The sequence below is a fragment of the Bradyrhizobium sp. BWC-3-1 genome (assembly GCF_032917965.1).
GTDB lineage: Bacteria > Pseudomonadota > Alphaproteobacteria > Rhizobiales > Xanthobacteraceae > Bradyrhizobium > Bradyrhizobium canariense_D.
In genome coordinates this window covers 7,768,286-7,783,820 of sequence record NZ_CP136625.1, presented here as the reverse complement: position 1 = coordinate 7,783,820, position 15,535 = coordinate 7,768,286, and the positions used below count along the sequence as shown (strand labels likewise).

The following is a 15,535-nucleotide window of genomic DNA, read 5'->3' as shown; positions in this document are numbered from 1 at the left end:
GATCTTCGGCATCCCCATTGGCACGCTGACTGCGCCATCGTGACCGTCGACGCGCGGGCCGAGCCGGCCGCGCTCCAGACGACCACGGAGCCTCGCAAATGCCAGATCCGAACGCCGGCCTGCCGCCGCGATACCTGCGCACGCCCGAAGCGGCGCGCTTTCTCGGACTCTCCGGCCGAACTCTGGAAAAGCACCGCACCTATGGGACAGGCCCGACCTACCGCAAGCTCGGCGGTCGCGTTGTGTATGCGATCGAGGACCTGAAGGCGTGGGTTGACCGTGGCGCCAAAACGTCCACCAGCGATCCCGGCACAGGCACGGTCCTGCCCGCGAAACGGCACACACCGATTCCGTATGCCGGCAAGGAGCGGCGCTGACCCATGCCGGACAGCAACTCCACTGCAAGCAGCAGGCGGCGATCAGAGCGCGACCAACTCGGTCTGTTTCGCGCCCTCCCGGGCGATCTGGCGCCACGGGACGCACAAGACTTGATGGCGTATCCGTTCTTTTCGCTGGCAAAATCAAAGCGCAATGTTCCCATCGATTTCCGCGCAGGGACCATCACCATTCGTGTCGAAGCCGTGCCGGAACATGGCATGGCGACGATCTGGGACGCGGACGTTCTGATCTGGGCTGCCTCGCAGATTGTCGAAGCCCGTGATGCCGGCCTGAAAACGTCTCGCCTGATGGCAGCGACCCCTTACGAGATCCTGACCTTCGTCGGCCGCGGCAGCAGCGTGCGCGACTACGACCGCCTGAAGGCTGCGCTCGACCGGCTGCAATCGACCACTGTGATGACATCGATCCGGCAGCCGAGCGAACGGCGGCGGCATCGCTTCTCCTGGATCAACGAATGGAAAGAGACAGCCGATCTGCACGGGCATGCCCGTGGAATCGAGCTGATCCTGCCCGATTGGTTCTACACTGGCGTTCTCGATGAAGCGCTCGTGCTGACGATTGACCGCGCGTATTTCGATCTAACCGGCGGGCTGGAGCGTTGGCTCTATCGGCTGGTGCGCAAGCATGGCGGTCGTCAGGGCGGTGGCTGGAGCTTCGACGTCGTACATCTCCACGCCAAATCCGGCAGCTTATCGCCAATCAAGCACTTCGCTTACGACCTGCGCCAGATCGTCCGTCGGCAGACGCTGCCGGGTTACAAACTTATCATCACGCAGGACCCAAACGGCGCCGAGCGACTAAATTTCGCACCAGTCCCCATCGGCCCGTTGAGCAAGCGACTGCGCAAGCGCGGCGTCGTCCTTCCTGCTGGGGATAAGCTGTGAATTCACTCGTGCTATCAGGGACCAGAACCCTCGTGCCATCGGGGACGCGATGCTCGTGCTATCGGGGACCGGAAACAAAGCTAAGGTTCTGCGGCTCCAAGACTTCCTGCTCCCGTAACTTTCCTAACATACTGACACTAACTTCCAGTTGTGCAGTACGTTGTGAACAAGTCGGCGGCGCGTGCAGCGAGGATGCCTCAGGCCTCGACTCTCTCACGCGCAAAGCTTCGCTGCAATACGATTGTTATCTCCAGTCTGCGCGCGCGAACGCGATCGCGCGCAAATCTTCGCGATCGCTGGCGTCGACATCATTGCCAGGTGCGCGTCACGTCCTTTTGCAGCCACTCGCTCGTCGAGGAGAACTCGCTAACATCCGTGGTTGGCACGATGGCCACCACAAGCCGGAATCTGAGGAAAGGGTGGTCAGGCTAACCAGCGCCGTGCTTGATGGCTTCAAACCTCGTCATGAAGCCGCCGGCAAGAAAAGTTGCGATCTCACCCAGATCCCCGTCTCCTCGGGAGACGCCGCTCCGCCGTGGCGGAAGGAAAAGGCGCGCGTGGAAGCGGCCGGGTCGCGGAGGCCCTTACACCGCCGCAGCGACCCGGCCGCGCTTGCCGCCGGCGCCAAACCGGAAGGTGGTGCCATCGATCCAGATCTTGTGCAGCAGCACGGCGAGCGCCCGCGCCACCGCGGTTGCCGCGCGCTTCAGACCCTTCTTCCTGGCCAGCCGCAGGCCCCAGAGCCGCAGCTTGAAGGTCTTCGGAATGCGCGTCAGGATTGCGATCGCAGCCTCGTACAGCATCGCCCGCGTCAGCTCGTCGCCGCATTTGGAGATGCTGCCGATCCGGTCGGTCTGGCCGGATTGATAGCGCCGCGGCGTCAGTCCGAAATGGGCGCCGACATTGGTCGACTTTTTGAATCGCGACGGATCGTCGACGGTGGCGCGGAATGTCAGCGCCACCAGCGCGCCGACGCCCGGCACCGTCATCATCCGCCGCACCACCTCGTCACCGCGTGCGGCCGCCAGCACCAGGCGGTGCAGTTTTGCCAACTGCAGCCGCATGGCGTTGCGGGCGTCCAGCAGCGGCACGACGATCGCTTCCAATTCCTTCTTCCCGGCCAGGAGATCGCGCACCCGCGCCTCAAAACGGCCGACCGAGATCTCGCCAACCTTGAGGCCGAACGGGCGCAACAGGCCGCGGATCATGTTCTCCATGTCCAGCACCTTGCCGAGCAAAGCCTTGCGCCCGACCAGCAGCGCCCGCAACGTCTGTGCGCTCTCCGACTTGACGTGAACCGCGCGGAACCAGCCGGTCCGCATCATCTGCGCAATGCCCCTGGCGTCGTTGCGGTCGGTCTTGTTCAGCATCGCGTTCAGCGCCGCCTTGGCGTGCCGGGTCTCGATGCAGATCACGGGCAGGCCCTTGTCGGACAGCGCCGTGAACAGCCAGGCACTGTACGAGAACGCTTCCAGCCCGACGCGCTTCAGCTGGATTCCCCATTCCGCCAGGAACAGCTCGATCGCGTCCGGATCGGTCGCGAGTTTCGCCTCCCGGACCACCTTGCCGTCGCCGTCCACCACGCAAATGTTCGTCGCCTCCAGCGACACATCAAGCCCTGCATAGACGTCCGTCATGCGCCTCCACCGTCGATCGCCGGCACGCACCGCGCGTTCCGTTCGCGAATCGCTGTGAAGCATTTTCGCAGCACCACGGCCGGCGAAGGGGCACCGGTCAGTACCCCGGCTAACGTACTCTCCTTCGGATTCCTTCTAACGAATTGGAGCCACTCGGCTGTGATTCTCGGCAGCAGCAGGAACGCTGCAGCGCTTCGACAACGCCGATCATCGGCGCATCATCACAACCGTTCTGCCGAAACCAAGGCTCTGACGTCGATGCGCTGGCGACAGCGCACCCGTTGGCATGTCCAAAATTTCACTCAGAACTATGGAGTAGCCGGGTGAGCGACCTCACGACTGTTGAGCTCTTGTGGCTCGAAAAGCGGATCGAGAACCGAATCAGGTTCGGCAAGCCTGTATCGGAGAAGATCATTGACCAGCACCGGCGCATTCTCTCGTTCGTTCCCGGCAGCATCTTTGCGTTCGTGCGCTGGACCTCCAATGACTTCGGGACCATCCTGTCTCGAATCGACATTCTGCGCGCGATTACACCGGGGCAGCGGTATTCGACCGTGCCTTGGGTCAGCCCTGGCGGCGAAAGCCTGCTGCGACTGGCGGGCTGGCGAAAGGTCGAGCGCGTTCTCCAGTTGATCGATGCCGTGGAGTCACTCGGCATCGATCCTGCCGATGCGGCCCCCGAATACTGGCATCACGTCCACAACCGCCTTTCCGTCAACGAAACGCCACGACCTTACACGCGTGCGCGCCACCAGGCGTGGCTCCGCCGGCGCAGGATGGTGCTCTGATGGGACGGCTAAGGATCATCCTTGCGATATGTGGGGCCACAACGCTCGCGCTTTGGCCGGTCACCGACACCTCACTGTCGTACATCTGGAACGCTTCCGAAAGTGTGCCGATCGGCCTCTATCGTTTGCAAGGGACCGCACGATTGCACATTACTGAGCTCGTGGCCGTTCGGCCACCAGAGCCGCTTGCGAGCTTCCTCGACTTCAACGGCTATTTGCCGAGCGGTCTTCCGATGCTCAAGCGCGTGCTGGCGTTGCCCGGACAAACCGTCTGCAGAACGGGACTCACAATCGTCGTCGACGGCATCGAATTGGGCCAGGCACGCGAGCGCGACCGCCGTGGCAGGCCATTGCCGGCTTGGCGGGGCTGCCGAGTCGTCGCTGAGGACCAAGTGTTTCTGATGAACTGGCAGTCGGACGGGTCCTTGGACGGCAGATATTTCGGACCACTCCCGAGATCGGCCGTCGTAGGGCATGCGGTACCGGTGTGGACCAGGGAGGACTGACAAATGGCGGCATTGCTCCAATGGTTTGCGCTCTCTCTAGTCGGCCGATCGCACCGTCATTTCTCCATTCTGGCCGAATTGTCGGCAATCGGCGCGCGTCGCGGCCGTCTCGCGCCGGCTCAGTGCCGGCCGGGAAGAGCTCTGTCCTTGGCGGCTGTCCGCACATTGCTATCTCGAGCCGCTGCTTGCTTTTTGGCAATTCTGCTGACGTTAGGAGCGCCATCGACCAGCAGAGCGGAGGTTGGACCGCGGGCACAAGCTGCGCGCTCCCCAAACCTGCTTCCAGGCCGTGCATACGCCGCCTTCGTGACCGAAGCCTCACATCGGTTCGCGGTCCCGGAGCGTTGGATCCGTGCTGTCATGCAGGCCGAAAGCGGTGGTGATGCGCACTCCGTATCACCTCGCGGAGCGCTCGGGTTGATGCAAATCATGCCCGCGACCTGGGTCGAGCTTAGCGTTCGTTACGATCTCGGTATCGATCCGTTTGATCCGCACGACAACATTATGGCTGGGGCAGCGTACCTTCGCGAGATGCTCGATCGTTTCGGACCGGAAGGGTTTCTCGCAGCCTACAATGCTGGACCAAGACGGTACGAGGAGCACCTGGCCACCGGTCGACCGCTTCCGGATGAAACACAGATCTACATCGCTCGACTTGCACCATTGATCGGTATTGAGCAGCGCAACAGCGGTGGTTCGGCCGCCAGACGCTTCGCCGCGTGGCAGCAAGCGCCACTCCTTGTTGAGCGGTCCAAGAGCTTGTTCCCGGACGGCAACTCGGCATCTGGCGTCCGCACAATGAATTCGTCGAAAGCAGCGGCTAAGGCGGGTACCACTGCACTCCTACCTCATGCGACGGGGCTGTTTGTGCGGCGATCAGACGAGGTGCGGTCCCGATGATCCCAATCGCATTTTGTCGCGTGATGTCGAAGCCAGTCGCAACGTTGAGAGTGGTGGGCAGAGAGCCGGGAGTGAGCGACCGGGGAGGGCAGGATAAAAGCCGCAAGGTGCGGCCGGTCGGTTGTGGGCGATATTGCTTAGATTTCAATGATCCGCAAAACATTGCGAATGGCCGAAGCAACTTGCGATTTGCGGTAACACCACATTGTTGCTCCGTTTTCGACAGATTGCAGCGGGCGCGATGACCGGTCCCGACGATTTCCGCATCCGCCCGGGCCGCATCCGTTCGACGCGCGCCCCTCGGACGAAGCCGTTCTTAGCGCAGACGTTAAAGGCTGCTCAGAAGGCCGGCGGTGTGTCGCGGGGCAGCCGCAGCCGTGGCAGCAAGTTTGGGCGCGGTCGCGCGGTGAGCCTTGCCGCGACGCGGCTCCTCAACAACCGCGCGCGATCCGCCATGGTCAAGGCGCGGGTCGTACGCCGGATGCGTTCGCCGGGCGCGCTGCGCGCGCATATCGGTTATCTCCAGCGCGACGGGGTCAGCCGCCAAGGGACACCGGGCAAGCTCTTTGACGCCGCGGGCGATGACGCCGACGGCCGCGCGTTCGCCGAGCGCTGCGAGGGCGACCGGCATCACTTCCGGTTCATCGTCTCGCCCGACGATGCTGGTGAACTCGCGAACTTGCGGATCTTTACCCGGGAGCTGATGGATCAGGCCTCGCGCGACCTCGGCACCCGGCTCGATTGGGTTGCGGTCGATCATTGGAACACCGAGCACCCGCATGTCCACATCCTGGTGCGCGGTCGCGCGGATGACGGAAATGACCTTGTCATCAGCCGTGACTATATCTCGACGGGCTTGCGCGCCCGGGCCGGCGATCTCGTCACGCGCGAGCTTGGCCCGCGATCGGAGCTCGAGATCCGCCAAGTTCTTGAAGCGGAGGTGACGGCCGAACGCTGGACCAGGCTCGACCGGGCGCTTGCCCGGGAAGCGGGTGCGGCGGACGGGGTGATCGATCTGAGGCCGGACGGGATTGCCGGGGGCGACCCGTTACGGGAGATTCGCATCGGGCGGATGCGGACACTCGAGCGGCTCGGCGTGGCCGCGCCCGCCGGTCCTGCGCAGTGGGTACTGGCCGCAGACGCCCAGCCGCGGCTGCGTGCGCTCGGTGAGCGCGGCGACATCATCAAGCGGCTGCACAATACAATCTCGAAAGAGGGCACGGCACGCGCGCCCTCGTCCTGGGCACTCGAAGGCGAACGCCATGGCGAACCGGTCATCGGGCGTCTTATGGCGCGCGGGCTCGACGACGAGCTCAAGGGCACGGCGTTTGCCATCATCGACGGGATCGACGGGCGCGTGCATCACCTGAAACTCCCCGATATCGAGTCGGCTGGCAACGGGGCGATCGGCGCCATTGTGGAGGTCCGGCACTTTGACGATGCGCGCGGTCGAGCACGGATCGCGCTCGCTGTGCGCTCGGACGTGGCGCTGGAGCAGCAGGTCTCGGCGGAGGGAGCGACCTGGCTCGACCGACAGCTTGTGGCACGCGAGCCTACCGATCTCTCACGCGCTGGCTTTGGCGCCGAGGTGCGGACCGCGCTCGATCGGCGGATCGACGTCCTGGCACAGCAGGGACTTGCCCGCCGTAACGGCGAAAAGATCACACTCGGTCGTAACCTGGTCGAGACCCTTCGCCGCCGTGAGTTGGAAGCCCTCGGACGACGTCTGGCCGAGGAATCAGGGCTTGCGCATTTGCCCACTGAGGCAGGTGAGCAGATTTCGGGGGTCTATCGCCGGCGCCTATCGTTGGCCTCTGGGCGGTTCGCCATGATCGACAATGGGCTTGGTTTCCAGCTCGTGCCGTGGACGCCTTCACTTGAGCACCAACTGGGAAAACAAGTAAGCGGCATCGCGGGACCGGCCAATGTCGAGTGGAGCTTTGGACGCAAACGGGGGCTCGCGCTCTGACCCGTCGATTTCTGCTTTGGGGCCGCCGGCAGTTGCTGGGCACGACGGGCTATCATTGAGCTGCACATCGTTCCTATTCAACCCGAACCCTGTTCGCGTCAAAGGGGCAATCTTGAGGGTCCGGCTTGACGACTGGATCTCCATTTCTCAACGAGAGCCGGCAGAGTTCATGAGGTTTTGAGACCATTCTACCCGTTCAATGTTGAGGCGGTTGGCTTCATCAAGTCGTAACAGTGGAATGTAGGCCGACGACCTTAGGCCAACCCTTGTACACGCCGACATCAGCTCACCAGCTAGAATGCAACGGATATTGCCATTCGGACGCAGGATCTAGCTGTCAACTCAGCATGCATTGCACCAATTGAGATTCGAATCCCCCTTAGGATCGGAAATCGAGCAGCTTCCACTCTCGGCCATCACCAGCCTGCAGCGAACTCAAAAGGGAGTGGCGCGTCTCAGCCTTCTTCTCGGCCTGCGCAGCCGATACCAAATGCACGACTCGATAACCGTTCTTGCGCAGATATCGCAGCAACGCCGGCATCATCGCGGCAGTGCGGGCTTGGGCATCGTGCAGGAGGATGATGCCCTTTCTCGCGCTCTCTAGCTGCGCGATCACGTTCATGAGCTCTTGGTCTGAGCTTATGTCTTCCCAATCGCTCGCCCAAAGGTCGGTTCCGAACACGACGATCCCGCGCGACTGTAACGCGTCGAGCATTGCAGGCGACGAGCCGAAATAGGGAAAGCGGAAGAATGGCGTCGAGGGCACGTTGGTCGACACGCCCTTGAGCGCCAGTTCATCGGCCGCAATGCCGCGATCGATGTCGTCCATTGCCTGCTCGAACGGCATCTTGGACATCATCTGGTGCGACCAGCTATGGTGCGCAATGCTGTGGCCCTGTGAGGCGATGCGGCGGACGAGCTCGGGAAATTCTGCCGAGGATCTGCCGACAAGGAAGAATGTGGCCCGCACGCATTCCTGCGCGAGCGCTTCCAGCACCTTTTGTGTGTTCGGCGGCCTCGGACCGTCATCGAAGGTGAGGACGACCTCGTGATCTGCCAGAGGAAGGGTCTTCGGAAACTCATTCGATCCCACGCGCGGATAGGCCTTCGGATTGACAGCGAGTACGCGCGACGTTCCCAATGCGTCCTGCCGCGGGCAGTCGGTCGCCCTAGCGATGCCATTGCAGGCGAACACCACGGCCGCAGCGCGGGCAAGCCATGATGCCAATCTGTTCAAACGCCTGTTTGCCATCGCCCCCGGCGTGACTTTGCTTGCTGCGCAAAATCGTGCGCGCCGTACGATATTCGATGTCGCTAGCGGGATTTCTGCGCATCAATGGCATATCGGGCCAAAAAGCGTCGTTAGGCCCCGGCTGATGCGATGAACGCGGCGTTCTTAATGATTGAACCTATTTCCGTGCCCTCTCTGCTGGGAAGCATCCTGGCCCGACCTTGGGCATAGTCGACAGGTCGCCAAGTCGCCAAGTCGCTCGTGTCGAGCACGACAACTTCCGAAAGAGAACGCGACCAGCACCAATTGATCGGAGCAAGGGCGAATCCTCCATATCGAGCAAACGTTGGGTAAGGTCCGACGCCGTAGCCGCGACGGTCACGCAACGATAGGATAATCGCCGGCTCTTCCAGTCGTTTTCGGAGCGCGACATGGATCATTGCATGTTGTGGCTAGTATCACCGGTAGTACCGGACCGTTGGGGATCTTCTTTCACGAATGCGACCGTTCGCCTGACCCGCTGATTTCTGCGCCCTGACGCGCGCAAGTACGATGCACGGGCGGCACCGCTTGTGCGCACCCCATGAATGCCTCCACATCTCCAATCCATGTCCGCAACAAAGATCATATGGCATCAGGTCATCCTGGTTTGTCTCGTCGTACTCGCCTTTCTTTGGGCGGCTACCGAATGGACGGCATGGCGGCTCGCCTTCCAACCGCAGCTTGGACCAGCCTGGTTCAGGATTGGGCATTGGCCGATTTACCAGCCGGCAGCCTTCTTCGCTTGGTGGTTCAAATTCGACGCTTACGCACCATTGATCTTCCTGGAGGGCGGCGCCATTGCCGCGAGCGGTGGCATCGCAGCAATTGCGCTAGCGATGATGCTCTCCGTCTTGCGGGCGCAAGAGGCGAGGGACGTAACCACCTATGGCTCGGCACGATGGGCGGATGCGCGCGAGGTCAGGCGGGCGGGTCTCTTGGGATCTGACGGCATCGTGCTCGGCCGGCTTGAGGGCCATTATCTGCGGCATGACGGGCCTGAGCACGTGCTCTGCTTTGCTCCCACGCGCTCTGGCAAGGGCGTTGGCCTCGTCATACCGACTCTTTTGACCTGGCCGGCTTCCACGATTGTTCATGACATCAAGGGCGAGAATTTCCAGTTGACTTCCGGCTGGCGCGCGCGATTTGGGCCAGTGCTCTTGTTCGACCCGACCAATCCGGCCAGCGCCGCCTACAACCCGCTTCTCGAGATCCGTCGTGGTGATTGCGAGGTGCGAGATGCTCAAAATATCGCCGATATCCTTGTCGACCCGGAAGGGGCACTCGAACGCCGCAACCACTGGGAAAAGACCAGCCACTCTCTCCTTGTCGGCGCAATCCTGCATGTCCTGTACGCCGAGGCCGACAAGACCCTCGCAGGCGTCGCCAATTTCCTGTCCGATCCCTCCCGCTCGATCGACGCTACACTCACCGCAATGCTCGCAACCCCGCATCTTGGAGGTAGCGTTCATCCCGTTGTCGCTTCGGCTGCGCGCGAGCTTCTCAACAAGAGCGAGAACGAGCGCTCCGGCGTGCTCTCAACCGCGATGAGCTTCCTGGGGCTCTATCGCGATCCGGTGGTTACCAAGATCACCGCGCGAAGCAATTGGCGCATCCGCGACCTCGTCGACGGCGCCGAGCCCGTCTCACTCTATCTCGTGGTGCCTCCATCCGACATCGTTCGCACCAAACCCTTGATGCGGCTCATCCTCAACCAGATCGGGCGGCGGTTGACCGAGAGCCTGGATCCAGACCGACGCCGGCACAAACTCCTTCTGATGCTCGATGAGTTTGCAGCGCTCGGCCGGCTCGACTTTTTCGAGAGCCAGCTCGCCTTCATGGCAGGCTACGGCATCCGCAGCTTTCTGATCACCCAGAGTCTCAATCAGCTCGAACGCGCCTATGGGCCGAACCATGCCATCCTCGACAATTGCCACGTCCGGATCGCCTTCTCGACCAATGATGAGCGTACCGCCAAGCGCGTATCCGACGCGCTCGGAACTGCGACCGAGTTGCGTGCCATGAAGAACTATGCTGGGCACCGGTTGAGCCCCTGGCTTGGACACCTGATGGTGAGCCGTCAGGAGACCTCGCGGCCGCTGCTGACGCCAGGCGAGGTCATGCAACTCTCGCCTAAAGAGGCAATCGTGATGATTTCCGGGGTGCACCCGGTGCGCGCTACGAAAGCCCGCTACTACGAGGATCCGCAGTTCCAGCGACGTGTGCTGAAGCCAGCCCGCTTCGATCCGCGTACCTTGTCCGCAGGACCGGATGACTGGTCGGCCGGCGCCCCAATTCCGCCGTCAGTCGAGCTACTGACCAGACGCAAGCGCAGGAGTGATGAGGCGAACGGTGGTTTGCGTCGCGAGCCGGAATTGCCACAACATGAGGAGATCGAGGTCAAGGCGCCGCTCGGCGAACACGAGTTCGACACCGACCTCGATGAGGGTGATGCCGATGCCGTCCAGGCACAAGCTCTGAACCGCTCGATGCAGGGCGTTGCGCGGACGGTCAGCCTCGACCAGGACGATGGGATGGATCTGTGAGCGGGGTAGCGTGAAAAAGATCCAGCTCAGCATCTATCTCGATCCGGAAACCTTCAAAACCCTCGAGGCCTTCGCACAACGCCGGGGGCAGCCCAAGTCCCTGGTCGCCGAGGCCGCGATCGGCGCGTTCCTTTCTCCCGATGATTCCGATCGGCGCGAGGCGGCGATCGCCAAGCGTCTGGACCGGATCGCGCGCGTGCTCGAACGCCTGGAGCGCAATGATGGCATCACGCTTGAGACCATCGCGCTCTTCATCCGTTTCTGGCTGACCTCAACGCCGGCGCTCCCCGAACATTCGACGCCCGCCGCGCGCGCCAAGGGCGCGGAACGTTACGATCGTTTTGTTGAGGCGCTCGGACGGCGGCTTGCAAGCGGATCCACCGTCCTGAAAGAGGTAAGCATCGACATGCACGGCTCTGAGAAGGACGAGTAATCAGTACGCACCCCAATGCTCTGGCAGCTCCTAGCAATGGATGCTGCGCTGAGTCAGACAAGCCGACCGCAGGTCGGCAGCACGCCACGAAGCGCGCAAGGGATCGGCGCGTCACTCAAGGCGCCCGGGCCCGCTGCAACAGGCCGTTAGCTGCCCGCGAATGACACAGGCTTACAAATCCAGCTCTTCTTGAAACCGCCTTGTCTTTCTTTGGCTGCGCCAGACTACGACGCAGATGTTGGTGCGGTTGAAGTGACGTTCGGATTGGCCCTTGTGGCAAGTCCATCATCGCTGGGGGCGATTTGGCCGTTTCGATTCCGAAATCGACGCCGCGCGTGCCGCGGTGCGCGGGCAGGTCGCGGCCGCAAGTTGGGAGTGAACAAGCAATGCAAGTCGATGGAGAGCTTGGAGGCCAGCCCAGCTCGATTGTGAATCAAGCCGACAGCGATGCGCAGCCGAGCCCGAACGAAGGAGCGCGAACCAAGAAGGTCACCGTTCAGCTCTCCGAGAGCATGTTTCAGCGGCTTGAAGTTGCGACCGAGCGCCCGGGGCTCGGCAAGAGCATAGTCGTCGAGACGGCGCTTGAACGATTCCTGAATCCTGCACCGCCCATCGAAGGGCTCGTTCATGAGGCTCTGGACCGGATCAGTGGCCGGATGGCCAGGCTCGAGCGCGAGATCGCGATCATCGCCGAGACGGTAGCCCTGCATGCGCGCTATCACCTCACCGTGACGCCGCCCATGCTGCCATCCGGGCAGCGGGAGGCGTGCCTGCTCGGACAGCAGCGTTTCAAGGTGTTGGCGGAGCAGGTCGAACGGCGGGTACGGCTCGGTCAGCCATTGATCCAGGAGACGATCGATCGGCTGGGCAGGCGCAGTCGACCTGCCAGTGAAGCTCATGCCGGCGCGTCACAGCGCGCGGAAGAACAGCCGAGTCAGGAAGGCCTGTCCGCGGTCGCGGCGGATGGAAACTCCGAGCCGAGCGCTGCCGCCGAGGAGGGCGGCAGCAATTCGAACTTTCGAAACCTGCCGAACTCCTTTTGTTGAGGCGACCAATTGGGCCAGCAGAAGCGCGCCGAAGCAAATGAGCGCGCAAACATCGCCCGCAAAACGCGTTGAGCCTTGTCCCTTGTGGCGGCTCATCGCCTGCGTGTTTCTTCCCTTCGCGGCCGGGTACTACCTTTCGTACCTGTTCCGGACCATCAATACGCTCATTGCTGGGCGCCTCGCCTCTGATCTCGGGCTTGGCGCTGCCGATGTCGGGCTGCTCACGTCAATCTATTTCCTGGTCGTTATGGCGGCCCAGATTCCGATCGGCATGTTACTTGATCGCTTCGGGCCGCGCCGGGTCCAGAGCGTGCTCTTGGCTGTTGCTGCAGGGGGTGCCGCGCTCTTTGGACTATCGACGGGATTCCTGTCGCTTCTTTTTGCTCGCGCGATGGTCGGACTTGGGAGTGCAGCAGCCCTGATGTCCGGGCTGAAAATCATCGTCCTCTGGTTTCCAAGAGAACGAATGGCCCTCATCAATGGCTATATGATCATGCTGGGCTCATTGGGGGCCGTTACCGCAACGGCTCCTGCCGAGGTGCTGCTGGACTGGATCGGATGGCGGGGTCTATTCGGCGTGCTGGGCGCCGCAAGCGCGCTTGCTGCCATTTTGATCTATCTCGTGGTTCCCGAGCGAGCCGCGGGCCCACAAGGCAGCACGAAGTCCGCCACTCTGAAAACAGTCTATTCCGATGCGCGGTTCTGGAGAATGGCGCCCTTATCGGCGACCTGCATCGGGTCCGCGTGGGCACTGCAATCCTTATGGGCGGCGCCGTGGCTTTCCGATGTGGACCGGCTGGGTCGAACGAGACTCGTCAACGAATTGTTCGTGATGGCGGTCGCTCAGAGTCTCGGCGCTCTGATTTTGGGCGTCCTTGCCAACTCGGTGCGCCGTCGGGCCAAGAAGACCGAGGCTCTGTTTGGTTTGGTCGCGGCGATGTTTGTGGTGGCGGAGCTTGTGCTGATCCTGCATCCGCCCTGGCCGTCATTCCTCCCGTGGTGCGTGGTGTCGGTGGCCGGATCAGCCACTGCTCTGACCTACGCCATCATAGCGGATTATTTCCCGGACGAGCTGGTTGCGCGTGCCAATGGCGGTCTGAATGTCCTGCAGTTTGGCTGGGCTTTCGTCGTGCAGTACGGGACGGGACTGATTCTGGAGCAATGGTCTCTAGAGGCGGGGCATTATCCTTTAACGGCCTATCAGACCGCGTTCGGTGTGAACGTTTTGCTGCAGGTGGCAGCGCTGGTCTGGTTCGCCGCCGTCCCGTGGCTCGAGCGCCGGAAACGGAAGGCTTGCGCTTCGGTCACACGTCAACCGGCGGGAGGCTGGAACTCGGTTGAGGTCGTTATTCCACCAGCCGAGCTCGCCATCCTGGAGGCGGATGATCATGTGGAGTGGTGAAGCCCGCATGTCGCCGGGCTGATGTCCAGGGTCATGATGTTCGGCACGTCAAAGCGTTCGTCCCGAATCTTTCTTCTTCTACGCCAGACTACGATCACTTTGGTCCCATTGTTGCTGTAGCGCATGTTCTGCTTTTTCTAGTTGTCCTCATGTGAGGCCGCTAGACGCTAGCTCCCTCAGTCAACCGGGGGGCAGTCGTGGCGATCCATTCATTTCATTCGGAAGCCGAGTTGCGCGGAGCGCGCATGCTCCGCACAGCGCTTGGGTCTGCCATCGCAGGCTTTCTGGAAGATCCGGCCGTCGTTGAGGTGATGCTGAACCCCGATGGCCGGCTGTGGATCGATCGGCTGTCGAGCGGCCTTATCGATACCGGCGAGAGTCTGTCCGCTGCCGACGGCGAGCGAATTGTCCGGCTGGTCGCGCACTACGTGGGCGCCGAGGTTCATGCCGGCTCGCCCCGAATTTCGGCTGAGCTGCCGGAGACCGGGGAACGCTTCGAGGGCCTGCTGCCGCCGGTGGTTGCGGCGCCCGCCTTCGCGATCCGCAAACCCGCGATCGCCGTGTTCGGGCTGGACGACTATGTCGCTGCCGGCATCATGAACTCGGCGCAGGCGAACGCGCTCCGCGATGCGGTCGCTACACGCAAGAACATCCTGGTCGCGGGCGGCACATCGACGGGCAAGACGACGCTGACGAACGCGCTTCTGGCGGAAGTGGCCAAAGGTTCGGATCGCGTCGTTCTCATCGAAGATACGCGGGAGCTTCAGTGCACGACGCGGAACCTCGTGGCGCTGCGGACCAAGGATGGCGTCGTCTCGCTGTCCGAACTCGTGCGCTCGTCGCTTCGCCTGCGCCCTGATCGTATCCCGATTGGCGAGGTGCGCGGAGCCGAGGCCCTCGATCTGCTCAAAGCCTGGGGGACTGGACATCCCGGCGGTGTCGGCACGATTCACGCCGGCACCGCGCTTGGCGCGCTCCGCCGGCTCGAGCAGCTCATTCAGGAGGCGGTCGTCACGGTCCCGCGCGCGCTGATCGCCGAAACCATCAACGTCATCGCCGTGCTCTCTGGCCGCGGTGCCGAACGGCGATTGAGCGAACTCGCTTCTGTCACCGGGCTTGGGCCATCGGGCGACTACACCCTTTCGAAAAGTGGAGATCAGTCATGAACGAACGATCATCTCTCGGGCGAGGTTTCACGTCAGTTGCAGCATTCGCTTGCCTGTACCTGGCCAGCGTGCCGGCCTGGGCCGCCGGCTCGAACATGCCCTGGGAGCAGCCCCTCAACCAGATCCTGCAATCGGTCGAAGGTCCGGTCGCCAAGATCATTGCGGTCATCATCATCATCGTGACCGGTCTTTCGCTCGCATTCGGCGACACCTCGGGCGGCTTCCGGCGGCTGATCCAGATCGTGTTTGGTCTGTCGATCGCATTTGCCGCCTCGAGCTTCTTCCTGTCGTTCTTCTCGTTCGGCGGCGGGGTGGTGATCTGATGGATGAGCCAGTCCCGGGCTTTGTCGCCCCTGTCCACCGTGCGCTGACCGAGCCGATCCTGATGGGCGGGGCACCGCGATCGGTTGCCATTCTCAACGGCACATTGGCCGCCGCACTCGGCCTCGGTCTGCGCTTGTGGCTGGCCGGCCTTCTGCTGGCGTTCATCGGCCACATGGCCGCGGTCTGGGCCGCAAAACGCGATCCGGAATTCGTCGAGGTCGTGCGCCGGCACGTTCGCGTTCCCGGTCACCTCAGCGCTTGAGAA

Annotated in this window: 15 protein-coding genes; 13 read left to right on the top strand and 2 right to left on the bottom strand. The window is 62.5% G+C overall.

Annotated features, from left to right (window positions below; translation table 11 throughout):
* Positions 1–98 precede the first annotated feature (98 nt).
* Together RX329_RS37360 and RX329_RS37355 are read left to right on the top strand one after the other, a co-directional pair.
* The gene (locus tag RX329_RS37360) at positions 99–377 is read left to right on the top strand and encodes a helix-turn-helix transcriptional regulator (protein ID WP_007605953.1); all 279 of its coding nucleotides are present in this window, start codon (positions 99–101) and stop codon (positions 375–377) included.
* 3 nt (positions 378–380) lie between these two features.
* A complete protein-coding gene (locus RX329_RS37355; RefSeq protein WP_317245279.1) occupies positions 381–1,283 on the top strand; it encodes a replication initiator protein A in 903 nt (300 codons plus the stop codon).
* 584 nt (positions 1,284–1,867) lie between these two features.
* Here the strand turns inward: RX329_RS37355 and RX329_RS37350 are convergent.
* Positions 1,868–2,920 (bottom strand): IS110 family transposase, encoded by a 1,053-nt coding sequence (locus RX329_RS37350; RefSeq protein ID WP_317245278.1) that lies wholly within the window; start codon positions 2,918–2,920, stop codon positions 1,868–1,870.
* Between the two features lie 323 nt (positions 2,921–3,243).
* Here RX329_RS37350 and RX329_RS37345 point away from each other — a divergent pair, with 323 nt between their 5' ends.
* From RX329_RS37345 to RX329_RS37330, 4 genes are all read left to right on the top strand, one after another.
* Positions 3,244–3,708: a DUF2840 domain-containing protein gene (locus RX329_RS37345; protein WP_317245277.1), complete on the top strand. Its 465-nt coding sequence runs from the start codon at positions 3,244–3,246 to the stop codon at positions 3,706–3,708.
* Positions 3,708–4,214: a S26 family signal peptidase gene (locus RX329_RS37340; protein ID WP_317245276.1), complete on the top strand. Its 507-nt coding sequence runs from the start codon at positions 3,708–3,710 to the stop codon at positions 4,212–4,214. Before RX329_RS37345 ends, RX329_RS37340 begins: the two co-directional genes overlap by 1 nt.
* Positions 4,215–4,217: 3 nt before the next feature.
* A complete protein-coding gene (locus RX329_RS37335; protein ID WP_317245275.1) occupies positions 4,218–5,114 on the top strand; it encodes a lytic transglycosylase domain-containing protein in 897 nt (298 codons plus the stop codon).
* A gap of 241 nt (positions 5,115–5,355) precedes the next feature.
* Positions 5,356–7,083 carry a relaxase/mobilization nuclease domain-containing protein gene (locus RX329_RS37330; RefSeq protein WP_317245274.1) on the top strand — a complete coding sequence of 576 codons (1,728 nt, stop codon included), beginning with the start codon at positions 5,356–5,358 and terminating at the stop codon, positions 7,081–7,083.
* 379 nt (positions 7,084–7,462) lie between these two features.
* Here RX329_RS37330 and RX329_RS37325 read toward each other — a convergent pair whose 3' ends face one another.
* Positions 7,463–8,335 (bottom strand): polysaccharide deacetylase family protein, encoded by an 873-nt coding sequence (locus RX329_RS37325; RefSeq protein WP_317245273.1) that lies wholly within the window; start codon positions 8,333–8,335, stop codon positions 7,463–7,465.
* A gap of 587 nt (positions 8,336–8,922) precedes the next feature.
* Between RX329_RS37325 and RX329_RS37320 the strand changes: the two genes are divergently transcribed.
* From RX329_RS37320 to RX329_RS37290, 7 genes are all read left to right on the top strand, one after another.
* Positions 8,923–10,899 carry a conjugal transfer protein TraG gene (locus tag RX329_RS37320; protein WP_317245272.1) on the top strand — a complete coding sequence of 659 codons (1,977 nt, stop codon included), beginning with the start codon at positions 8,923–8,925 and terminating at the stop codon, positions 10,897–10,899.
* Positions 10,900–10,909: 10 nt separating this feature from the next.
* The gene (locus tag RX329_RS37315; RefSeq protein WP_317245271.1) at positions 10,910–11,332 is read left to right on the top strand and encodes a CopG family transcriptional regulator; all 423 of its coding nucleotides are present in this window, start codon (positions 10,910–10,912) and stop codon (positions 11,330–11,332) included.
* Between the two features lie 428 nt (positions 11,333–11,760).
* Positions 11,761–12,378, top strand: coding sequence for a hypothetical protein (locus RX329_RS37310; protein ID WP_317245270.1), 618 nt, complete (start codon positions 11,761–11,763; stop codon positions 12,376–12,378).
* An 82-nt stretch (positions 12,379–12,460) separates the two neighbouring features.
* Positions 12,461–13,780 (top strand): MFS transporter, encoded by a 1,320-nt coding sequence (locus tag RX329_RS37305; protein WP_317245269.1) that lies wholly within the window; start codon positions 12,461–12,463, stop codon positions 13,778–13,780.
* Positions 13,781–14,025: 245 nt separating this feature from the next.
* Positions 14,026–14,946, top strand: coding sequence for a P-type conjugative transfer ATPase TrbB (trbB, locus tag RX329_RS37300; protein WP_317245268.1), 921 nt, complete (start codon positions 14,026–14,028; stop codon positions 14,944–14,946).
* A complete protein-coding gene (locus RX329_RS37295) occupies positions 14,943–15,269 on the top strand; it encodes a TrbC/VirB2 family protein (RefSeq protein WP_317245267.1) in 327 nt (108 codons plus the stop codon). The genes trbB and RX329_RS37295 overlap by 4 nt, the downstream gene beginning before the upstream one ends.
* Entirely contained in the window at positions 15,269–15,532 is a 264-nt protein-coding gene (locus RX329_RS37290; RefSeq protein ID WP_007600323.1) for a VirB3 family type IV secretion system protein, read from the top strand. The genes RX329_RS37295 and RX329_RS37290 overlap by 1 nt, the downstream gene beginning before the upstream one ends.
* Positions 15,533–15,535 lie beyond the last annotated feature (3 nt).